At 34.9% G+C, this 21,747-nt stretch carries 18 protein-coding genes; 11 read left to right on the forward strand and 7 right to left on the reverse strand.

Going from position 1 to position 21,747, the window contains the following annotated elements; genetic code table 11:
* Positions 1–40: 40 nt before the first annotated feature.
* The 5 genes from LNP23_RS05125 to LNP23_RS05145 all read right to left on the reverse strand — a co-directional run bounded on the left by LNP23_RS05125 (position 41) and on the right by LNP23_RS05145 (position 8,608).
* A complete protein-coding gene (locus tag LNP23_RS05125; protein ID WP_230004174.1) occupies positions 41–2,887 on the reverse strand; it encodes a T9SS type A sorting domain-containing protein in 2,847 nt (948 codons plus the stop codon).
* 485 nt (positions 2,888–3,372) lie between these two features.
* Positions 3,373–5,073 (reverse strand): sodium/sugar symporter, encoded by a 1,701-nt coding sequence (locus LNP23_RS05130; protein ID WP_230004175.1) that lies wholly within the window; start codon positions 5,071–5,073, stop codon positions 3,373–3,375.
* 190 nt (positions 5,074–5,263) lie between these two features.
* Positions 5,264–6,328 carry a UDP-glucose--hexose-1-phosphate uridylyltransferase gene (locus LNP23_RS05135; RefSeq protein WP_230004176.1) on the reverse strand — a complete coding sequence of 355 codons (1,065 nt, stop codon included), beginning with the start codon at positions 6,326–6,328 and terminating at the stop codon, positions 5,264–5,266.
* Between the two features lie 16 nt (positions 6,329–6,344).
* Complete coding sequence (galK, locus tag LNP23_RS05140) at positions 6,345–7,505, reverse strand: galactokinase (protein WP_230004177.1); 1,161 nt, start codon at positions 7,503–7,505, stop codon at positions 6,345–6,347.
* Between the two features lie 47 nt (positions 7,506–7,552).
* On the reverse strand, positions 7,553–8,608 hold the full coding sequence (locus LNP23_RS05145) for an aldose epimerase family protein (protein ID WP_230004178.1): 1,056 nt from the start codon (positions 8,606–8,608) through the stop codon (positions 7,553–7,555).
* Between the two features lie 102 nt (positions 8,609–8,710).
* Between LNP23_RS05145 and LNP23_RS05150 the strand changes: the two genes are divergently transcribed.
* Positions 8,711–9,709 carry a GntR family transcriptional regulator gene (locus LNP23_RS05150; RefSeq protein ID WP_230004179.1) on the forward strand — a complete coding sequence of 333 codons (999 nt, stop codon included), beginning with the start codon at positions 8,711–8,713 and terminating at the stop codon, positions 9,707–9,709.
* An 80-nt stretch (positions 9,710–9,789) separates the two neighbouring features.
* On the opposite strand, the gene LNP23_RS05155 is transcribed toward LNP23_RS05150, so the two are convergent.
* Positions 9,790–10,479 (reverse strand): NUDIX hydrolase, encoded by a 690-nt coding sequence (locus LNP23_RS05155; RefSeq protein WP_047774761.1) that lies wholly within the window; start codon positions 10,477–10,479, stop codon positions 9,790–9,792.
* 345 nt (positions 10,480–10,824) lie between these two features.
* Between LNP23_RS05155 and LNP23_RS05160 the strand changes: the two genes are divergently transcribed.
* The 6 genes from LNP23_RS05160 to LNP23_RS05185 all read left to right on the forward strand — a co-directional run bounded on the left by LNP23_RS05160 (position 10,825) and on the right by LNP23_RS05185 (position 17,463).
* A complete protein-coding gene (locus LNP23_RS05160; protein ID WP_230004180.1) occupies positions 10,825–11,550 on the forward strand; it encodes a CPBP family intramembrane glutamic endopeptidase in 726 nt (241 codons plus the stop codon).
* 78 nt (positions 11,551–11,628) lie between these two features.
* Positions 11,629–12,096: an OsmC family protein gene (locus LNP23_RS05165; RefSeq protein WP_230004181.1), complete on the forward strand. Its 468-nt coding sequence runs from the start codon at positions 11,629–11,631 to the stop codon at positions 12,094–12,096.
* 330 nt (positions 12,097–12,426) lie between these two features.
* Entirely contained in the window at positions 12,427–13,038 is a 612-nt protein-coding gene (locus LNP23_RS05170) for an RNA polymerase sigma-70 factor (protein WP_082210593.1), read from the forward strand.
* A 13-nt stretch (positions 13,039–13,051) separates the two neighbouring features.
* On the forward strand, positions 13,052–13,711 hold the full coding sequence (locus tag LNP23_RS05175; RefSeq protein WP_230004182.1) for a hypothetical protein: 660 nt from the start codon (positions 13,052–13,054) through the stop codon (positions 13,709–13,711).
* Positions 13,712–13,804: 93 nt separating this feature from the next.
* A complete protein-coding gene (locus LNP23_RS05180; protein WP_230004183.1) occupies positions 13,805–16,204 on the forward strand; it encodes a TonB-dependent receptor in 2,400 nt (799 codons plus the stop codon).
* 29 nt (positions 16,205–16,233) lie between these two features.
* Positions 16,234–17,463 (forward strand): DUF4374 domain-containing protein, encoded by a 1,230-nt coding sequence (locus tag LNP23_RS05185; protein WP_230004184.1) that lies wholly within the window; start codon positions 16,234–16,236, stop codon positions 17,461–17,463.
* A gap of 902 nt (positions 17,464–18,365) precedes the next feature.
* Here the strand turns inward: LNP23_RS05185 and LNP23_RS05190 are convergent.
* The gene (locus tag LNP23_RS05190) at positions 18,366–18,632 is read right to left on the reverse strand and encodes a hypothetical protein (protein ID WP_230004185.1); all 267 of its coding nucleotides are present in this window, start codon (positions 18,630–18,632) and stop codon (positions 18,366–18,368) included.
* A 412-nt stretch (positions 18,633–19,044) separates the two neighbouring features.
* Here LNP23_RS05190 and LNP23_RS05195 point away from each other — a divergent pair, with 412 nt between their 5' ends.
* The 4 genes from LNP23_RS05195 to LNP23_RS05210 all read left to right on the forward strand — a co-directional run bounded on the left by LNP23_RS05195 (position 19,045) and on the right by LNP23_RS05210 (position 21,434).
* Positions 19,045–20,352: a phage integrase SAM-like domain-containing protein gene (locus LNP23_RS05195; RefSeq protein ID WP_230004186.1), complete on the forward strand. Its 1,308-nt coding sequence runs from the start codon at positions 19,045–19,047 to the stop codon at positions 20,350–20,352.
* Positions 20,336–20,584: a hypothetical protein gene (locus LNP23_RS05200; RefSeq protein ID WP_230004187.1), complete on the forward strand. Its 249-nt coding sequence runs from the start codon at positions 20,336–20,338 to the stop codon at positions 20,582–20,584. The genes LNP23_RS05195 and LNP23_RS05200 overlap by 17 nt, the downstream gene beginning before the upstream one ends.
* A 198-nt stretch (positions 20,585–20,782) precedes the next feature.
* A complete protein-coding gene (locus LNP23_RS05205) occupies positions 20,783–21,007 on the forward strand; it encodes a helix-turn-helix domain-containing protein (RefSeq protein WP_230004188.1) in 225 nt (74 codons plus the stop codon).
* Positions 21,008–21,194: 187 nt separating this feature from the next.
* Positions 21,195–21,434, forward strand: a complete 240-nt coding sequence (locus LNP23_RS05210) for a hypothetical protein (RefSeq protein ID WP_230004189.1) — start codon at positions 21,195–21,197, stop codon at positions 21,432–21,434.
* Positions 21,435–21,747: the final 313 nt, after the last annotated feature.

Below are 21,747 nucleotides of genomic sequence, written 5' to 3' on the forward strand. Positions count from 1 at the left end.
TATCTTCTTCAACAAACCATTGCTTGCAACGGATTGTTTTTTAGTTTTTTAATATTTTGTTGGAAATCTTTTTACCGTTTTCAAGTTTTACAGCGACTATGTACCACCCGGTTTGAAGTGCGGAAAGGTTGATTTTATTTTTATTTTTCACCGTAATCACATTTTTACCATTCATATCAAAAACATAGACCACTTCTACTTTTTCATTTGTATCAATGTTTAGTTCTTCTTTAACAGGGTTCGGGTAAATAATCAGAGGAGAATTAAATTTTACATCATCATTTATATCCGCAGTACTTAGCGTGCGATTGCCGGAAGTCTGATTGATGTAATAATCCTGTAATTTCTGAATCCAGAAATGATCATCTGTAAGAGTGGTTCCCGGATTTCCGATTCCATCCGTACTAGCTCCTACACCTGCTCCCATTAAGACCAGTTTAGTTCCGCTATTTTTTACCTCTGCGAAATGATTTCCGAAAGTTACTTTTTTGGTTGCAGAATTAACCTGAAGTTTGGGATCAGCATGTTTATTCTGGCTGAAATAGTTATAGCGATTCGTGTCATTTGAGAAATTTACAGTATCCCCAAAGAAAAAAGTAGTAGCAGAATCTTCATAGTGCTGGCTGGTATTATTTAAAATTTGGAAAGGAGCTGCTGTTCGTTCATTTAGAGTTTCTGAACCATTGATATGCCCTACGGGGATTTGCCAGAGGACAACATGTTTGCCGGAGGCTTCGTAAAGTTTTTGAACAAAATTCAGGTAATTCATCCAGTGGTCATTATTCCAGAACCAGGTATAAGAGAAGGGGTCAGAGGGATCACCTGTGTTTCCGGCGCCCATGGCATCAAGACCATATTTATCAATAGAAATAAAGTCTGCGTTATTAGACATAATTCCCATACTATTGGTGTATTGAAAAATATCTACAGCGGTTTGTTTAATTTTGTTCAATTGGGGAGTAAAGGTGCCGGTATCGGTTTCTCTGATAATTCCTTTTGGACCTGCCACCCCGGATTTTGCCCAAAGATTGAGCTGCCATCCAAATTCCATGTTCAGGTTTTCGTCTGTTCTTTTTTTGTTGAGTTCGTAATTTATTCTTTCGACTAAGGTTTTTAAAGTACCTGCATTTTGAGATATGCTTGTTGCATTCACAGCTGTCGAAGTAGTGACAGGTTCGTTATTCTGCTGCATGTACCCTAGAAAATCAGGCTCTAATACTACTCCAAAAAATTCGTCTCCCAGTTCCGCTTTAACCTGATTCAGAAAAAGGTTAAGATTATTGAAATAAGCGGTCATATAAGAAGCATCTTTTACGTGTGCTAAATCTAACGAGTAAGACTCGCTTCCGTCGGGAATGTTATAGAAAATAAAGAAAGGAATAAGTCCCATTTTTAAAGAATTCCTTGCAAATTTTATTGCTCTGTCCGGCTGCCAGGTATTCCATCCCGATATCGGTCCACCATTGATATAGATGTATCTCACATCCATTCTATTGTTTTTTAGTAGATTACTGTTATCCATCCCGTTGTTGTAAAAAGCGACATCATCGGTAGTGTCTTCAGATACAGATCCTACAGAAACATAGTCAGGATATCTTAGCGGGGTTCCATTTGTATTATCTATTCTTAAACCAAGATGATAGATAGTCCCATCTGAAGTTGTGATTTGAAGGCCGGATCTGCCTGCTTTTTTAGGCGTAATTTTTAAAGTATTTCCGGTAATAGTGTAATCAAATATTGTAATGTCTCTCCTTTTTAAAGAAGTGATATTCTTATCAAACACGAATGTTTTAGGTGTTCCATTAATTGCTTTTATTTGATTGGGAAGTGAGGCAAAGGAAACATTTTGTGTGGCAGGATTTACAATGTTAAGCTGTAAATTGGTTGTTGCAATGGTACCATTGTTGTCTGTAGCCGCTATTTGTAGTGAATTATTTCCATAATTCTGAGGTGTCCAATTAAAGGTATAAGTGTTTTGTGGATTGGTAGTCACATTAGAATTAGTTCCGGCAGTGAGATCCTTAAACTGAATGCTGCTAATGGAGCTTCCGGACGAAGGCTGAATAGTAAAGTTAATGCTTATAGGAGAAAAATTTAGTTGTGAATACGAAGTAGTGTTCGCTGGACTGGTAATAGTTACAACAGCAGGAGCAGTAATCGCAATTTTAACAATTGTGTTTACTACAGTGCTTACTCCAATTGAATTTATAGAAGTATATCTTATGTTGTAATCTCCATACGCGGTTGGAGTCCAGTTGTAGGATATCGTGTTTCCGGATACACCCATATTGTAAGACGTATAGGTAGATTCTGTTGTCTTTTTTATTTCAACCTTATTTTGTGTTGCTGAAAAGCCATACAAATTAAGGGTTGCCGTAAGATTGATGGCAGACAAGGTGCTTTTTATAATAATTTGTCCATCTGCGTAAGTTGGAGAAATCGCTATGGGTATGATACACACGCCAATAAAGGTATAGGCAGAAGACTGATCCGGAACTTCTGTCCCTGCGACCCAATATTTAGCTTTATAGATACCATTGCTGTATCGTACCATGTTGTTTACGTTGTAGTTCGGTGTAGCACTGTTCCAGTCAGAAATAGTGCTGCATGCGGTATAAGCCAGAGATGGATTATTAATGATTAATTGTTCATCACAGCTTCCTATTGCAGACCAAGTAGTGCTTGACCCGGGAGTTGTTCCGGGTCCTTGAGACCAAGAGTTGTTTTTATACACAACATTATTGTATCGGACATAAGAATTACTGGAGTATTGCGTGGCGGAATACCAAGTCGGAATTCCACAAGAGTTGCCCAACTGTGCTTTTGCTAAAGTTGGAATAAAGCAGATAAAAAAAGAGAAGAATAAAAGTTTTAAATTTTTCAGCATAGTAAAAATATTTATTTCGTTATACATTCCGTTAATTCTAATTTCTTAGAGATATGTATCGCTCACTTATAAAATCAATATTGTAAAGCTTAAAAGGAAACGATACGAATATCAAATATAGTAAGAAATTACTTTATCTAACTATTGAATAATGTAAGTGAAATATTTGAATTACAAGAGTTTTGTTTTTTGCTTCGAAAAAAAAGCAAAGAATTTAGCACTGAATATTTTGTGAGAAATAGTGTAAAATAAGGCTGTGGCCTACATAATTAAAAACCCGACAGCTTCTTAAAACTTGTCGGGTTTAATTAATTTTAACACATTGAGGCATAGCCAATAAAGCAAAAAAAAGAGGTTTTATCCTAAATAAATAACATAATGTTATAAAATTGTGATTTTATTCAAACATTTTTTAAAAACGAACCCGACAGGTTTTTAAAGGCCGTCGGGTTTAATTTTTTTTTTTCGAAAAGGAAATAATATAACTACCAGAATTTCACATATAAAGCAATAATGGTCAATAGTGTTATAATGATTAAAACCGTTGTTTGTGGTTTAACTTTAAACATTTCCGAGTCTAATTCAAAAGCCTTAGGATTTACTTTTGGTCCTGCAAAACTGATTAGAATCATGGCCAATGTTGTAAAGAAGAAAGACAATCCCATACAAATATGAAACGGAATTTCATAAGCTCCCTTTCCGTTCTTGTAAGCAGTGTATAACAAGGTTTCATTACCGAATAACATTGGAGCATATTCATTGAATAGTACTGACAATAAAAATCCTAAAATTACGCCTATCACAGCTGCTGTACCGGTAGTTCTTTTCCAGAACATACCAAGAATGAACATTGCAAATACGCCGGGGCTAATAAATCCGGTGTATTTTTGAATGTAAGTAAAACCGCCTACACCACCAATTCCCAAAAGATCATTCCATGTAAACAGGACCGCCAGAAGCATTGCGGCAAAAACGGCAATTCGGCCAATATTTACCTGCTGTTTCTCACCAGCCTCTTTTTGGATGTATTTTTTATGAATGTCTAAAGTATAGATCGTAGAGATACTGTTTACTTTTCCGGCCAGTGAAGCTACAATAGCAGCAGTCAGCGCAGCAACAGAAAGTCCTCTGAGTCCTGTTGGAAGGAAAGTTAATACAGCAGAATAAGCACCGTCTTTCCCGCCTACTAGTTGAGGTAAGTGTCCGTTTTGATATAAAACGTAGGCAGCAATTCCGGGTAACATTACGATTAGTGGCATTAATAATTTTAAGATACCGGCAAATAAAATTCCAGTACGGGCAGTTTGTAAATCAGCACCCAAAGCCCTTTGCGTGATGTATTGGTTGCAACCCCAATAATTTAAATTGATAATCCAGATTCCGGCTATGTACGACATTAAACCCGGAAAGGTTAAGTATTTATCGATATCATGTTGAGAGGTTACGGCCGTTACGGAGGTGTCATGTGGTTTAGGGATGATCATTTTGAAATGCTCCGGAGCTTCTCTCATTAGGACTTTAAAACCTTCAATTGCATTTTCTCCAAAGCCAAAATAATGTCCAACCGTTGTCAAAGCAATATAAGAGGTCACTAAACCACCAATAATTAAAACAGCAACCTGAATAACATCGGTATACGCGACCACTTTCATTCCTCCTAATGAAATAACCAAAGCAAACAAGGCCAGGCCAATCATAATTACGTGTAAATATTCTCCACCCGCAAGACCGTTGATGGCAACGGCGCCGAGATATAAAATAGAGGTTAAGTTCACAAAAACATACAGAAACAACCAAAAGACAGCCATGATTAAGGCAGTCGATTCATTATAACGTGTTTTTAAGAATTGAGGCATGGTGTAAATCTTATTTTTAAGATATACAGGAATAAACCAAACAGCTACAATAATTAAGGCAATAGCAGCAATCCATTCGTAAGCCGCAACGGCGATTCCTAAAAAGAAACCTTCACCGCTCATTCCGATAAATTGCTCTGCAGAAATATTGGAAGCAATTAAAGAAGCACCAATTGCCCACCAGGTTAAATTACCCTCTGCCAGAAAGTAAGCCTTAGCATCTTGTTCGTCTTTTTTGCGTTTGCGGTAAATCGTATAACCGTAGGAAGCCACTACGATAAAGTAGATAATAAAAACCGCATAATCAGCGATAGCAAGGTTTTGGTTCATTGGTTTTGGTATTTAAAATGGTTAGTAAAGGGTATGCTTGTGGTTTTTTTGGTTTGGGGTAAAAAGGTGTTTTTAATGTTTTTTTTTGGTTAAAAGACGAGCAAGATTTAAAGGTGGAATAAAAATTAAATCTTGCTCATTTAATGTGTTTGTTTTTTTGATTTATGTAGGGGCAATTGGAACTTGATATTTAATTTGCTTTTACTTTAGCAGTTTTATAATGTACATCTGATAATTGTCTTAAGACTTCTGCACTTTTTTCAGGAGTACTATCTCTTTGTGATTCTCCTAACATTTCATAGCCGACCATAAATTTTTTGACCGAAGCAGATCGTAATAAAGGCGGATAAAAATGCATATGAAAATGCCATTCCGAATGTTCTAATCCATCTGTTGGAGATTGGTGAATTCCCGAAGAATAAGGAAAAGAAGTATTGAATAAATTATCGTACTTAGCGGTTAGTTGCTTTAATATTTTAGCAAAAGAACCCGTTTCGTCTGTGGTTAAATCCGTGATTTTTCCAAAAGAGCGTTTACTGATAATCATAGTTTCATAAGGCCAGATGGCCCAAAAAGGAACCAGTGCCACAAAATGATCATTCTCGATTACAATACGTTCTCCGGATCTTAATTCTGCTTTAAGATAATCGGCCAGTAACGTTGTTCCGTTTTTATCAAAATAAGCTTTTTGATTGTTTTGTGTTTTTTCAACCTGAGTAGGTAAGGAGGATTGCGCCCAAATCTGACCATGCGGATGCGGATTACTACAGCCCATTACAGCTCCTTTGTTTTCGAAAATTTGAACGTAGTTGATATACTTAATATTTCCTAACTCCGTATACTCTTTTTTCCAGGTGGTAATGATATTTTCAATTTCGTCAATATCCATTTCCGGTAAGGTAAGATCATGTCTTGGAGAAAAGCAAACTACTCGTGAAATTCCACGTTCCGGCTGTGCCTTAAAAAAAGTGTGTTTAATGTCTTCTTCAAACATAATTTCATCCTGTTTCATTGCGGCGAAATCATTTTCAAAAACAAAACTGTTGTCGTATTTCGGATTGTGCATTCCGTTGGCCCGGGCATTACCAGGACAGAGGTAACAAGTTGGGTCATGTTTGGGCAAGACTTCAGTAGAAATAGTTTCGTTTTGGCCTTGCCAGGGACGTTTTGCACGATGGGGTGAGACCAAAACCCATTCGTTAATTAGTGGATTGAAACGTCTGTGCGGATCTTCGGTAATGTCAAAGTTTTTCATTGTGATTGTAGTGGGATTAAATGAGAATTGTTCCGTTTGAAATTTTTACATCATAAAATTTTAATTCAATCCCAAATGTATTTAAATAAAGATTCGAAAACTTGTTTTTGACCTCATTTTCGCTACCTTTTTTAATTAAATTTAGAGTGCAACCACCAAAGCCGCCACCCATTAATCGGGAACCAATTATCGTATCATCTGCTTTTGCTGTAGCTACAAGCATGTCTAACTCAGCACAACTAACTTCATACTCTTGAGATAAACCGTTATGAGTTTCGAAAAGTAGCGCTCCTAAAAGTTCGATATTTCCATTGTCTAATGCCTCGCAAGCTTTTTGTACCCGATTTATTTCTTTTACAACAAAATGAACTCTTTTAAATATAAGGGGATTCATTTTATCCTGAAGGCTCAAAAGTTGTTGCTCACTACAATCTTTAAAATTTTTTATTTCGGGAAAATGACTTTTAATAAAAGACAACCCTTCTTCACACTCCATTCTTCTGGTATTATATTCAGAAGTAAAGAGAGAATGTTTTACATTGCTGTCCATCAGCATCAGAGAATAATCTTTGAAATTGGCGTCATGATATTCAAATTCTAAAGTGTTACAGTCTAATTTGATTACTTTATTTTCAATTCCATGAACACTCGAAAACTGATCCATGATTCCGCAATTGATCCCTACCCAATGTTCTGCTTTCTGGCCCATTAGTGCAATATCAACTTTTTTGATGGTAAGGTCAAAAAGTGCTGCAACTCCGAAAATCATTCCACACTCTAGAGCCGCTGAAGAAGACAATCCTGAACCCACGGGAATAGTACTGCTGAAAACACAGTTGAAACCTTCAAAAGAAAATCCATTATCCTGTAGTTGTTTTAGTACTCCGAGGATGTAATTGGTCCAGGTAACTTCACTTAATTGAATCTCCTGTGTTAAATCAACTTCGAATTCTTCATTTAAATCGAGAGCAATTATTTTAGATGTAGTGCTGTTGTTTTTTGCAAAAGTGAAACAAATTACTTTGTCAATTGCAGCCGGTAAAACATAACCATCGTTGTAGTCAATATGTTCCCCAATAATGTTGATCCTTCCCGGGGAAAGTACTGTTTTCTGTGGAGAGTTGCCAAAAGACTTCTCAAAAAAAGCGGTGGTATTTTGTATTAAAGTGTCACTCATTATTTTGTAATTATAAAAGGAATGTCCGGTCGTTTTTGCAGAAACTTTTAATTTAAATTTTCAAATCGATAAACCGTTCGCTGTCGGTATTCTTCCCCTTTTCTTAAAACCGAATTCGGAAAGTGTTTGTGATTTGGCGCATCCGGAAAATTTTGTGTTTCAAAACAAATTCCGCTTGACGAATGATAAGCTACGTTATCTTTTCCTTTTAGTTGGTTAAAACAATTTCCTCCAATATAAACATGAACAATCGGCTGATCGGTGTAAACGCTCATTTGCAAATTGTTTTTTGAACTGATTAATTTTGCAATAACGTCCGTTTCAGAATGCACCACAAAAGAGGTATCAATCGGGAATGGACATCTTTTTGGTGTTCTGAAGTCAAATTCATGATCCTCAAGTGTAATTAATTGTCCCGTTGGGATATTGTGATCGTTTGTTTCTACTATTTGAACCGATTCGATATACAATTCCTGATCTAAAACAGAAGAATCGGCACCGTTGAGGTTAAAATAACTGTGGTTTGTCAAGTTTATAATTGTATCGTCAGTCGTTGTTGCTTTGTATTCTAATTTTAATTCGTTTTCTTCTGTCAAGGTATAAGTCAGGTAAACCTGCAGCTCTCCTGGGAAATTCTCGTCTGAATCTTCGCTTAAAAGACTAAACGTTATCGCAGAATCCTTACCCGAAGTTGTATTGGTGACCTCCCACACTTTTCTTCCAAAACCAAAATTTCCGCCATGTAAAGTAGTACCATTATTGTTGTCCGGAAGTTCAAAAATTTTATCGTTTAGCGTAAAAGAAGCCTTGTTGATTCTTCCTGCATATCGACCAACTGTGGTTCCGAAATAGGGCGGGGTCGGCAAAGCATAAGATTCTAAATAAGATTCCAGCGTATCAAATCCCAAAACAACGTCGGTCAATTTCCCGTTCGAAAGCGGAATTTGTAACGAGGTAACCGTCGCTCCATAATTGATAATCTGAACTTTCATTCCGTTTTTGTTGGCCAACTCAAAAGAATAAATTTCTTCGTTATTTGGCATTAAACCAAATAATTTGGAACCGGATAGATTCTGAGGAGCGGCTATATGTTTTGTTTTCATATAATTTTTTATCAAAAATGGAATTCAAAAGTAAAAACATTTGAAAAACTTACATACCAGTACCTACCAGTTTTTTGTATATTGCGCAAAAAAATATTTTCTATGAACGTAATTTCTGTCCAAAACAATCTTGGTCTTCCAAAATACAAGCAAATAATTCTTTCAATTGAGAAGGCAATTGAAGAGGAGAAATTAGTAAAAGGAGATAGACTGCCATCGGTAAATAAAGTTTGTCTGGCTTTTTCGTTGTCGCGGGATACCGTTTTACAAGGGTATGATGAACTCAAAAAAAGAGGGATTATTTATGCCATACCGGGCAAAGGATATTATGTGAAAAGTGTTGAAACAACCATAAAACATAAAGTTTTTTTACTTTTTGATGAATTGAATATTTTTAAGGAAGACATTTATAATTCGTTTCTGAAAAATATCGGGAAGAATGTTCAGGTAGATATTTTCTTTCATCATTTTAATCTGCAGGTATTTCAAAAACTCATAAACGACAGCAACGGGAATTACACCAAATACATTATTATGCCAACCGACTTAAACGATTTGGTTGATGCTATAAAAACCCTACCAGTAAACGAGGTAATTATACTGGATCAGACCAATCCGGACTTAAAAGTTTATCCTGCCATTTATCAAAATCATAAAAAGGATATTTTTGAAGGGTTGTTAAAAGGGAAAACACGATTAAGTAAATACAAGAAATTGATTTTGATTTTTCCGGGATCCAAAGAACCATTGGGAATGAAATTAGGCTTTGAAGATTTTTGTACGCAGTATCATTTTGAATACGAAATTATAAGAGAATTTACAGACAGAGAAATCACAATTGGCGATCTTTATATCATTCCGAATGATCGTGATCTTGTAAAGGTAATTGAGGATGCAGGAAATCAGAATCTAAAATTAGGAAGCGATTTTGGTATTATTTCGTATAATGAAACCCCTTTAAAGAAAATTGTAGCCAATGGAATTACCACAATTTCAACCCATTTTGAGGCTATGGGAGAAATTTTGGCCGAAATGGTTTTAAAGGGAAGTAAAGCACAGATAGAAAACAAGTCTTCTCTAATTATGCGAAATTCGCTGTAAAGCTTTATTTTTTAAGGTAAAAAAAAACACCCCTGAAAAAGTTATTTTGTCAGGGGTGTTGTATGTGATCGTCTACTTTTTTACAAGTTCAGTGCAAAATTATTCAATAATTTTTCTTCGTATTTTTCTTTGTTGAAAGTATAGAGATAAGAACCTTTTCGGGAAGACTGCATGTCTTTTTCGTCTAATTTGTTTAGAATCTCTAAAGAATTAATCTTACTGATAAAGTTTCGTTTGTCTAATTCTTTACTCAAAATAGCTTCGTATAATTCCTGTAATTGACGCATGGTGAATTTTTCAGGCAGCAATTCAAATCCAATTGGTTTTATAGAGGTTTTGTATTGCAATCTGCCAATAGCATGCTGTAACATGTCGTCATGGTCAAAAATTAGTTTCGGAATATCATTGATACTAAACCATTTGGCATGATAGTTCTGAATTAGTTCCGCGTTATGATTTTCGATATTGATCAAAGCATAATAAGAAACGGAAATAGTTCGATCAACAGGATCACGATCAATTTCGCTGTAAGCATACAATTGCTCCATATAAATGTCGTTTAGACCTGTAGAAGTGTTTAAGATTCTGACAGCAGCACTATCCAGCGATTCATCTCGTCTTAAGAAACCGCCAATCAAAGACCATTTTCCTTTTTCCGGCTCAATATCCCTTTTTATTAAGAGTATTTTCAACCCCTCGTGGTCAAATCCAAAAATAATACAATCTACTGCTAATAAAACCTTATCGGCAGTGCTATAGTTGTTTAGCATAGTCTAATTTTTGCTGGTAAAGATATAAACTTCCTAATGGGTTTCATGCTTTATAATGTTGTTTTTACATTTAATAGCTATAGTTCTGAAAATAGGTCTTTACTATTTTGTTTTTTGGTCCGAAATCTGATTTCAGTTTCCCTAATAAGTTTCAAATTTAATATAAAGTTATCTATTTGCATAAAATTTCTTGCGAAGCACTTTTAAGTACTTTTATGTTTTATTTTTGAAATCGGCAAGTAAGATGATCTGATGAAGCAATAAAACAAAAGAAACCGCTATTTTTTTGATTTTAAACTAACTGCGGATCTTGCAACAGGCAGAACTAATTTTGATAAAAACCGAATGAGAATAAATTTTATAATGGAAAGTGTTTTGCCGGTATTACTTATACTGCCTCTGATGCTTCTTCTGCTCAAAGACAAATCTCAAATTAAAACGATCATACTTTTTACGGTTATTTTTATTTTATATCAGTTAATTCTTAAGGCTCCAAAGGAATTTGTTGCGCTTCAGGTAATAAAAGGACAATGGAATTGGACGGGAAAGCTGCTGGGGATACTTTTTGGACTTTTGGTATATACGGTATTAAAAAACAAATTAAAACCATTTGATTTTTTACGATTTAAGCAGGATTCAAAGGCTTTTTTGAAAACAATGTGGGCTGCGGTTTTGATGGTTTGCACTTCTTTTTTCTCGTATTTCGATAGTCCGAAAGAATTGGATTGGGAGACCTTATTCTATCAATTATCAATGCCGGGTCTGGATGAAGAGATAATGTTCAGAGCTATTTTGTTGGGTCTGTTATTAATTTCATTAAAAGACAAAATTAAAATTGGCAAATGGAGTTTGGGAAATCCGGGTGTTTTAATTATCGGAATTTTGTTTGGACTTGTACATGCACTTCATTTTAAAAGTACTATTGAATTCGATATATATGTTTTCATCTGTACCTTTTTGTCCGGTTATATTTGGAGTTGGATAACAGTTGAAAGTAAAAGTATCTTACTACCCGTTATCTCCCACAATCTGACCAATTTTTTGCAGAATTTACTAAGGATGGTGAAATGAAAAAGTATCGGTCTACTATATTAGCGTAAAGTAGTGCTATTCGTAGTAGAAAAAAACAATTACATTTGAAATAAAAATATGGCATTCAAACATCTTTTCAAAGCAACGGCAAAATGGACATCAAAACAAAATCCGGAATTAACTTCCCGATTTTACAGCAAAAGCCATACAATTTCATTGGAAGGAAAACCGATTTTAGAGGTGTCGGCAGCAAAAGCTTTCAAGGGTGATCCGTCCTTATACAATCCCGAAGATTTACTGTTGAGTAGTTTGGTTTCCTGCCATATGATGTCTTACCTGTATGTCTGCTCCCAAAACGGAATTGAAGTTTTAGCATATTCCGACAATGCCGAAGCAACGCTAGAAGTAAATCCTGATGGCAGTGGTCGTTTTACAGAAGTTCGTTTAAATCCAAAAGTAACGATTGCCAATTCAGATAAAGTTGAAGTAGCGGTTGCATTGCACAAAAAAGCCAACCAATTGTGTTTTATTGCCAATTCCTGCAATTTTCCGGTTGTGCATCATGCAAGTTGTGAGGTAATTTAAAAAGAGCGAACACTTCTCTAAAAAATATTTTAGAAAACAATTAAAAACGGAATTATTGTAAAAAATAAGGTCCCGGTTTTTGCTGTTCGTACTGCTTTGAAAAATAAAACAAACCAATCGCTACTCAGGCGATTGTTTTGTTTTATAGCGGTTTATTGCCTAAAAAGACTTTCACAGTATTCAGAAATAAAAAATACTCACAGGTTATTTTTTTTAAAATACAGGAATTGATTCCGTCAAGACGTCAAATTATTCTTACTACGTTTAAAGTATCAAAAACAAAGAGGCATATTTTTTATTGTCATTATACTTATTTAGTCTAAATAAGATATGTTTGTAGATATTTTTAATTTTATGAAAGAGGAATATCTAAACATCAATGCTAAAAACTTTCCGGAATTATATGATCAGTATTGGAATGAGCTATTTTGTTTTTCCCGACATCATACAGGTGACGAAGAAGCAGCAAAAGAAATCGTTCAGCAGATTTTTATCAGTATTTGGGAAAGGCGCGAAAAACTGCAAATTCAAACTTCAATTAGAGCCTACCTCTATGGGGCAACAAAGCTCAAGATATTAGAGTATCACCGGAAGCAGGCTACCAAAAAAGAATACGAGAGTGCTCATCTTACAGAGAACAACACCGTTTCTAACAATACCGAAGAACATATGCTGCATAAGGATTTGCTTCGGGAATTACAGGCTGCTATAAATGGGCTTCCGGAACGCTGTCGACAGGTATATCTAATGAGCAGAGAAGAGGGAATGGACAATCGTTCTATAGCCGCTTCGCTTGTCATTACAGAAAAAGCCGTTGAAGGAAACATTACAAGAGCGCTCAGACATATTCGTGACCATTTAAAAATTTTTCGCAGTTCGCTTATTTTTTTTACAACTCTATGTAGGGTTAGTGAAGACTTGTGCAACTACATAATTATATAACAAAGCCAATATCGTGTTTATTACATCAGATTTATTAGAAAAATATGCGAAGAATGAATGCAATGCTGCCGAAAAGGCGAGTGTTGAGCATTGGTTACGTGTTATAGATTTAGAGAATGAGATCATAGTATCTCCACAAAGATTGGGAGTAAAAGAAGAAATCTGGAACTCAATCGCTGCAAAAACGATTAATGTAAAACCAAAAATGCCAAACAGATTTCTTTATACGGCATTGACTACTGCCGCATGTGTGGTATTCGGAATTATAAGTTTACACTATTACAATTCATCCACATTTGGTTCTCAGATTTTGGTTAACAATATCCACGGACAGCAAATCAAAAGAATCAACATAGGTAATTTATCTTTTTTGGTTGAACCGGGAAGTCAGTGTAACATTTCAACAGATTTTTTGGGTCAGGCTAATGATATCAAGTTCTGTGGCGCCGTTTCGGTTACCAGTGATTCAGCAGCGGTAAGAGAGTTTAATATTGGAACAGGGACTTCAGATTGTACCGATATTTATCAGGACAGGGTAAAATTACGTAAAGGACAAACTTATCTGGCCATGACGGATGATGAATATAATGTAATAACCGCAACCAAAGAAGAGATTGCAGAAGGGCTGCCAAGAGTCTTTAGTGCTAGGTTGTCGGAGCGGTTTGATTTATAAAGAATGATTAGTAAATAGAGTACATACGAGAAACGACATAACTAAAGGGAGTAAGATCTGAAAGTTATGGGTTTAGCGAACAAATAATGAACAATGCAATTTAAAAGATTTTTTTTAACGATCCTTTTTGCGGTCGTATATTCTACAGTTTATGCTCAAAATGACAGTAATACCAGTCTTACGGGGTATGTACTGGGTGACGATAGTCAGCCTCTGGTGGGCGCTGCAATACAACTGCAAAAAACGGCTACCATAGTGCATAGTAATCATTCAGGGAAATTCGTTTTTGAGAATATGGCACCCGGAAAATATGGGTTGATTGTATCGATGAACGAATATCAATCTCAGGAAATCGCTGTTGTTGTTAAGAAGAATTTAAAAGAGAAAATTGTTGTTACATTAAGTTCCAATTCGGTTGCACTAAATTCGGTTGATCTCTTTACTAAAACAGTCGAAACCAAAGTCAGGGAACAACCGTTTGCTGTCTCTGTTATTAATACAAAGAAACTGGCAGAACGCGATGTAGATTTAAACCGTCTGATGGACGGAACGTCCGGGATTCGTGTACAGGAAACAGGAGGTATGGGTTCTGAATTTAACTATTCGATTAACGGATTGTCGGGCAAGGCAGTAAAGATTTTTATAGATGGAATTCCTATGGAAAGCTTTGGATCATCCTTTAGTATCAACAATTTTGCAATTAATACGATCGACAGAATCGAAGTTTACAAAGGAGTTACACCCGTTGCTCTTGGTGCCGATGCACTTGGCGGTTCTATAAATCTTGTGAGCCGTACCCGTCTTAAAAATTATCTGGATCTCTCGCAGACAATAGGCACTTTTAATACGTATCGCACCGCATTATCAGGAAAATGGAGAGCTAAATCCGGTTTTACGGTACAAACCAATTCTTTTTATAATTACTCCGATAATAACTACCAAGTATGGGGACCAACAGTTGAGGTTGCAGAGGCAGACGGTAGAGTAGTTCCCGGTTATCCAAGATTTAGAAGGTTTAATGACGATTATAAATCATATACCATAAAAACAGATGTTGGATTTACCAACGTCAAGTGGGCAGATGTTTTTTTATTTGGATTGACTTTGTCAGATCAGGATCGGGGCATACAGACCGGGAGAACGATGGCCTATGTGTATGGAGATGTACGATATAAGGAGAAATTTGTGATGCCTTCTGTAAGATATTCTAAGAAAGGATTTTTGTTCTCCAATTTGAATGTTGATTTATATGCTTCTATAAATAAATTAAGAGGTACTACAACAGATACAAGCTCGTACAAATACAATTGGAGAGGAGAGCCAACAGGAACGGTAGCAAATGGAGAACTGGGTGGACATAAAGCATCAAAATCAATATATTCTTTTCAGGATAATACCAGGTTGGCGAGAGTAAATTTTGCGTACCAAATTAAGTCCAATCAACAGGTTAATTTTAATTATGTTTTCAGCGGTATTTCAAGAAAAGGCAGCGATGCAATTGCTACAGCAGAATGGACAATACCGTTTAGAAATCCTCAGGACCTGAACAAACATATTGCAGGTTTGTCTTATGAAATTACTTCTTTTAATGACCGATGGTCAAATGTTTTCTTTGCGAAGTATTTTGCCTACAATGCCAATACAGTTGATTATGACTACAAGAACGGTGCTTCTCAGGAATTGATTTATCTCAACACCAAAGATAATGTATCCACTTTTGGTTATGCGTCTAAATTATTGCTTCCAAACGAATATACTGTAAAGGTTTCTGTAGAGAATGCAGCAAGGCTACCGGAAGCGGCTGAACTTTTGGGTAATGGAAACACTATTTTAAACGCACCTGATTTACAGCCTGAAAGAAGTTTTAATGCCAATGCCTCCCTTCAAAAAACGATAGATAGTGATACACAGCATTTGAACTTGGGTTTTAACCTGTTTTTCCGAAATACAAAAAATTTGATTTGGCTGGCTGAAGGTGATTTGTTTGGAACAGCCCGTTATGAAAATTTAGGAAAAATACAAACACTTGGAGTTGAATTCGAAGCAAACTATGCCCGTCAGCAATGGTTTGAGTTGGCATTCAATTTTACCTATCAGGATATTAGAAACATGCAGCGTTTTGAAACAAATGGTGCGCGAAATTATGTTTATCAGGACAGATTGCGTAATACACCTTATTTAATGGGAAATGCTGAGGTTAGATTGTTCCTGGATCATTTATTTCAAATGAAACACAAAATTTCATTTTTTGCCAGTACCCATTATGTACATCAATATTATTTGGGTTGGCCAAGTTTGGGAGCTCCTCCTGATAAGCTGTACGTTCCTACACAATTTGTACAGGATGCAGGTCTGGGGTATACTTTTGGAGAGGGCCGTTATAGCCTAAATGCAGTCTGTCGTAACCTCTTTGACAAACAGGTTTATGATAATTACTTACTGCAAAAACCAGGTAGATTTTTCAGTCTGAAACTAAGATATCTTTTACAATAATCAATTAAATAAATTTAAACTATATGAAAATGAAAACGCTCATTAAAAAATCATCCCTTCTTTTCTTTTCTGCTCTTTTACTATCGGCAGTCACCTCTTGCAGTTCAAAATCAGATGAGGTTGAAGTACAAAGTGCTCAGCATTTCACGGTGGCAAGCTGGACTCAGGAATTACAATATTTGGCTTCTGTGCCTACACTAACAGAAGGATCTCTGACTTTTAAAGGAAAAGGACTGGAAGCTAACGGCTCCCGATATATTTGGCACAAACAATATGTCTATTTGATGAATCTTCCGTTAAAGAAATTCATTCAATATGAAATGGGTAAAGACGGTAGTTTAAAAGAAAAAGCCGCTATACTTACAGATGGTGTAGTGCCAAATTATTTTCAATCGCTAAATATTGTTGATGATAATACCATGTTGGTTTTCGGAGGATTAGATGTTAATAATGGTACAGTAGGCTGGGCAAGAATCAAACTAAACGAGTTTGTAATCGAGGCAAAAGGAACTATTGCAGTACCTTATGATGCAGCAAACTCAGGCGTTCAGTTTTCTGTTGGAAAAGCGTTTGTAGACAATGGTAAACTTGTTCTGGGAGGTTATTTCTACGATAATATAGGAAAAACATACGCAGTTGACGGTGTAAGAGCTTTGGTTTACGATTATCCGGCGATGACCAATATGAAAGTGATTAAAAGTACCGCTACAGAAGGTGGAGTTGGTTACGATTACTTGCACTCCTTAGATAAAGATGAAGAAGGAAATCATTATTTCGTAGCCAGTGCCGGTAAATTCTGGACAGGAATAGGGGGAAAATCAGGTGTTGTACGAATTAAAAAAGGTACAGCAGAATTTGATAAAGACTTTTTTATAGATGTAACGACACCACTAGGAAAACAAGCCTGCTTGATGGGTATAAACTATGTAGGTAATGGTATTGCAATTGGTACGATACAATACGAAGAATTAATGACTTCGGTAAGAGACCGTTTAAAAAATGTAGGTCAGTTAGTAAAGATTGATTTGAAAAATAAAACAGTTTCGCTGATCAACACCCCGTTAAGTCCGGTTGCTATGGTGCGCTCACCATTGGTACTTAATGGAAAGTATTACACAGCAATTACTCCTGTTGACGCTCCGGCTGCAGCTGCCATCTACGAAGTAGACCCTGCAACGGGAACATTCAAAAAAGGTCTTTCTCTAGACGGAGGAGGTTCTGTTAATGTTCAATTAATAGCGCCCCACCCAACTAAATAATAAAACACTTAAAAGCTCCCACCCGGGAGCTTTTTATTTTTTAAAGGAGTTCGTGTACTTCAGATGTGCCGCAATGTCTCTTTTCCCACTCTTGACCATCAAAATAAAGAGATTCGTGTTTCTAAAATTTTGGAATTTGGAATTTCAAAATTTGGAATTTTTTAAATTTTATCCCTGTAGTCTTTTATCAAAATGTAAATAGAAAAAACAAAGACAATACTATAAAGAATGGCCAGACCATTGTGTTCAAATTTTAATTTTTCAAAGTCGAACTGCTTATACAAAGTACTTCCCAGAATAATTGCTACAATTAAAAAAATAAAGTTTAGTGATTTTTTATTCTTCATGTTTTATTGGTTTAGGAGGATTTCAATTAAAAGGGTTACTATAAAGGAAGGAAAGATAGAAGCGATCATTCCTAACTTGAGTTGCTTGTAAATTTAGAAAAAAACAGTAAAATCAGGAAGTAATACAATAATAATTAATAAATAATCAACTGATGCAGAATGTTTTAAGTTGATTTCAAATACAAATCCTAAAACCAAAGCTGACAGGTTTCAAAAACCTGTCAGCTTTAATTCGCAAAAATGAATGAACAATTTTTATTTCTCCACAACTTTTGCATCTAATCCGTTTCTCTTAGATTGGAATTTAATTCATTTAATAACGATTGAATAGCGAGTTAAGACAAAGAAACCCGTTTAACTTTGTTAAGATAGAGGAATGTTTAAATAAGTATATTGAAAGTAACCACATAATTCCTGATAAAAAACATGTGATTTTAAAAATATTGAGATTAATAATTTATTAATGGAAATGAATAAAGAGTAAGCACATGCTGAGAACAGGTAGCTTACTCTTTATTTATTTAGTAATTTAAATTCTTAATTAGGGATTTTAAATTAGCTTATCCATGCTTTTAAATTGTTTTCCGTGTTGATATTATATTCAATAATAATTCTATCGTATAAGGCTGGGTCTTCTTGATATCCTTTCGTTTTAAAATGAGTAATTGAATTGTTTACCTCTGAAAAATAAACTGTATATTGATGCTTTATTTTATTTAATGCAATAATGTTGTTTCTTATGTGTAATTCTCTTTCTTCACTCAAATGTTGTATTTTCTGAAAGAGCTTGTTTTCAAAATCTTCTAATAATAGTGATATCATACGGTTTAGTTAAGTTATTGATATTCGGTTACTTTTTTTTATAATAAATTAGTGAAGCTTTAAAAGTAAAATCAATGAGAGTTATTTTACTAAAAAGAACAGTTTAAACAAATTTAAGATTAATAAATCATTAAATAAAAGTTAGCCACCCATTTAATTACCCTAAAAATAAAAAACCTCTGAAAATCAATTGATTTCAGAGGTTTTAAGTACCCGGAGCCGTTTTGCAACCCTCTTAATTTGTAAGAATTGTTAAAATCAATAAAAAGGGTTTAAAGTCATTGTAGTTAAGGCTTAATATGGTTTTGTCTTATATAATTAATTAGATTGAATTAAATAAAATTAAGATAAAGTAATATGTTTTCGGCAATATTTCGGCAAAACACTATCTTCGTGTGATATTATTTATACTATGAAAATTCGATATTTTGTTATAAAAGGTAAATCTGAGTTATCCAGCATTTATGTTAGGTTTTGGGATAGCAATAGAATAGACCAAAAATCACGTACGGGACTAACTGTAAAATTTAGCGAGTGGAGCGAAACTAAAGAACAAGTAAAAATTAGTGTTTCAACTCCTCAAAAAGATTTCATTAACAGCAAACTTCGTAATTTAGAAAATTATCTTTTAGAAGAGTACAATATCGACTACAATACCCAGCAGAATATAAATAGTGTTTGGCTAAAAGAGAAAATAAAAAAATTCTTTGGACGAGCTGATAAAGATGAACTTTACAAAATCTATTTTACGGATTGGGTAAAAAAGTTCATTGACGATTCACCACAAAGGCTTTATAAGGGCAATCCTATTTCTCCAAGAACAATCCAACATCATACAACTGCAAAAAATAAACTTATCAATTACGAAAGGCATTCTAGAAAAAGACTTCGTTTTCAAGATATAAATTTAGAGTTTTATAGGGATTTTTTATTTTACTGCCGAAATTTTGAAAAATTAAACGATAATACTTTTGGAACACAAATTGCAATTTTAAAAACATGGTGCAAGAACATAGAAATTGAGGGATTATCAATAAGCCAAGAGTACAAACACTCAGAATTTAGAGTACTTACAAGTCTGACAAAAGATGTTTATCTCACAGAAAAGGAAATAAATGCAGTCTGTTGTTATGACTTTAGTTACTCTGAACGATTGGATAATGTGAGGGATAATTTTATTTTTGGGTTGCGTACAGGATTAAGAATTTCAGATTTTTTAAAATTAGAAAAATTCAATTTTATAGGGGATTTCATAGAGATTATTACCCAAAAAACTGCTCACCCTGTTGTTATACCAATGCACCAGCAAATTAAAGCCATTTTAGAAAAGCGAAAGGGTAATTTACCAGCCCAAATTTCTGACCAAAAATTTAACGAATATGTAAAGGAAGTTTGTAAAGTTGTTGGTTTCACTGAAATGATTGAAGGTGCAAAAATGGTCAATAAAAAAGAGGAAAAGGGCTTTTTTCCTGATGAGGCTATTCTATCAAAAAACAAGAATCGTAAAGAGACCGGGAGATATCCCAAATACGAACTTATAACCTCGCATACTTGCCGTCGTTCTTTTGCGTCTAATTTGTACGGAAAACTGCCAAATATGACAATCATGGCTATAACTGGACATAAGACAGAGACACAATTTTTAAAATACATAAAAATTACTCCGAGAGAAAACGCCGAAAAATTAAAAGAGCATTGGGAAAATGAAAACAATTCCTGATAAAGTAACAAAAGCGTTCCTGTTTGAAGCGTACAGCGACCAATTGCCTGAGAAAGTAATTAGAGAGACAATCAACTATTTTATTAAGCTGTTAGGGGGTAATATTAGAAAGAGAATAGTTTCAGATACGGTTTTTATTTCCTTTATAAAGATTTTTGGTATCCCGAATGGCTATCAAGCTTCAATGCAATTAAAAGCAAAATGTGAAAAAACAGGAGTTTCCCGTCTTTAAATGTTAAAATTTACTCGTAGACTTCCTTAAGCTAAGCTATCCTATCTTAACCTATGCGATCCTCTGCAATCCTTATACGCTTAACTTAATCTAACTTAAGTTTGTCATAACAATCAAAAAAACGATTAAGTTATGACAAATGTCCTTCAATTAGAGAACACAAATGCACAAGATTTCAAAAACGAAATTTTAGCACTTATGGAAAACGTACTAAATAGATTTTCCAGTAATTTACAAAATCCAGATAACGAAAAACTCTTAACTAGAGAGGAAACAGCTAAAATGTTATCTGTTTCGCTTGTAACCTTGTGGGACTGGACTCGAAAAGACCTTATTCCCGCTTACCGCATCGGCAACAAAGTTCGCTACAAAAAAAGTGAAGTTTTTGAAGCGTTACAGAAAATGAATAAATTTCAAGCTTAATCTCTTTTAATTGAAATTTATTTGTACGTTTGTTGCGCAAACATATCTCGGGGAGCAATCTCCAAAAAATCTTATCGACAATAACGAAGTGCCCTATGGGTCTCAACTGCGAAAGCGTTGTTAATCTATTCCTCGGAATATGTTTGCAACTCTAAGGGGTGCTTCGCCTATAAAAAACTTTTTTCTTATGCAAACAGAAAAAACACCACACCAGTTACTACAGGAGAACTACGATTTTTTAACAAAGAGCTACGAAACAGTACGCTGGTTAAAAAGCGTTTACGAGCAAAAAACGAAAATTCAAATCATTGAAATTGAATTGCTAAAAAAAGGAGTAAGATCCGAGCCTGCAATTGCATTTATAGATTTTAAAAAAGCTGAAGTGTTAATGAAACCAAACTTTTTTGAACTACAAATGCTTAATTAAGATGAAGGCTGCACAAAGAATCGCTTTATTACAAAAATCTTTAGACTCGAAGAGGGAACTTGTTACGGTAATGAGAAGGAGAATAGAATATCTCGAGAGCATAATAGAACTTCCAAAAACTTATACGGTTACAAAAAAGAAATTAATCCAATTATATCCGGACAAGGTTAAATCAAAGTAAAAGCTTTGCAAAGGCTTTGCAACTCACCCACAAATCCATTGCAGTTTTTCTGCGATGGATTCTAATACTTATAACAATATGAATCTAAAAGTATTACACGCTATAAACAATAAGGCAGAATTACAGAGTTTA

Origin of the sequence: Flavobacterium cupriresistens (assembly GCF_020911925.1) — a bacterium.
Lineage (GTDB): Bacteria > Bacteroidota > Bacteroidia > Flavobacteriales > Flavobacteriaceae > Flavobacterium > Flavobacterium cupriresistens.

Bases quoted from the DNA above. Each gene is read 5' to 3' on its own strand.
- LNP23_RS05155 (WP_047774761.1), bottom strand. From the start codon at position 10,479: ATGCTAAACAACTATAGCACTGCCGATAAGGTTTTATTAGCAGTAGAT.
- LNP23_RS05195 (WP_230004186.1), top strand. From the start codon at position 19,045: ATGAAAATTCGATATTTTGTTATAAAAGGTAAATCTGAGTTATCCAGC.
- LNP23_RS05150 (WP_230004179.1), top strand. From the start codon at position 8,711: ATGAACGTAATTTCTGTCCAAAACAATCTTGGTCTTCCAAAATACAAG.
- LNP23_RS05190 (WP_230004185.1), bottom strand. From the start codon at position 18,632: ATGATATCACTATTATTAGAAGATTTTGAAAACAAGCTCTTTCAGAAA.
- LNP23_RS05180 (WP_230004183.1), top strand. From the start codon at position 13,805: ATGCAATTTAAAAGATTTTTTTTAACGATCCTTTTTGCGGTCGTATAT.
- LNP23_RS05165 (WP_230004181.1), top strand. From the start codon at position 11,629: ATGGCATTCAAACATCTTTTCAAAGCAACGGCAAAATGGACATCAAAA.
- LNP23_RS05145 (WP_230004178.1), bottom strand. From the start codon at position 8,608: ATGAAAACAAAACATATAGCCGCTCCTCAGAATCTATCCGGTTCCAAA.
- galK (WP_230004177.1), bottom strand. From the start codon at position 7,505: ATGAGTGACACTTTAATACAAAATACCACCGCTTTTTTTGAGAAGTCT.
- LNP23_RS05130 (WP_230004175.1), bottom strand. From the start codon at position 5,073: ATGAACCAAAACCTTGCTATCGCTGATTATGCGGTTTTTATTATCTAC.
- LNP23_RS05200 (WP_230004187.1), top strand. From the start codon at position 20,336: ATGAAAACAATTCCTGATAAAGTAACAAAAGCGTTCCTGTTTGAAGCG.
- LNP23_RS05160 (WP_230004180.1), top strand. From the start codon at position 10,825: ATGAGAATAAATTTTATAATGGAAAGTGTTTTGCCGGTATTACTTATA.
- LNP23_RS05135 (WP_230004176.1), bottom strand. From the start codon at position 6,328: ATGAAAAACTTTGACATTACCGAAGATCCGCACAGACGTTTCAATCCA.
- LNP23_RS05185 (WP_230004184.1), top strand. From the start codon at position 16,234: ATGAAAACGCTCATTAAAAAATCATCCCTTCTTTTCTTTTCTGCTCTT.
- LNP23_RS05205 (WP_230004188.1), top strand. From the start codon at position 20,783: ATGGAAAACGTACTAAATAGATTTTCCAGTAATTTACAAAATCCAGAT.
- LNP23_RS05170 (WP_082210593.1), top strand. From the start codon at position 12,427: ATGTTTGTAGATATTTTTAATTTTATGAAAGAGGAATATCTAAACATC.
- LNP23_RS05125 (WP_230004174.1), bottom strand. From the start codon at position 2,887: ATGCTGAAAAATTTAAAACTTTTATTCTTCTCTTTTTTTATCTGCTTT.
- LNP23_RS05210 (WP_230004189.1), top strand. From the start codon at position 21,195: ATGCAAACAGAAAAAACACCACACCAGTTACTACAGGAGAACTACGAT.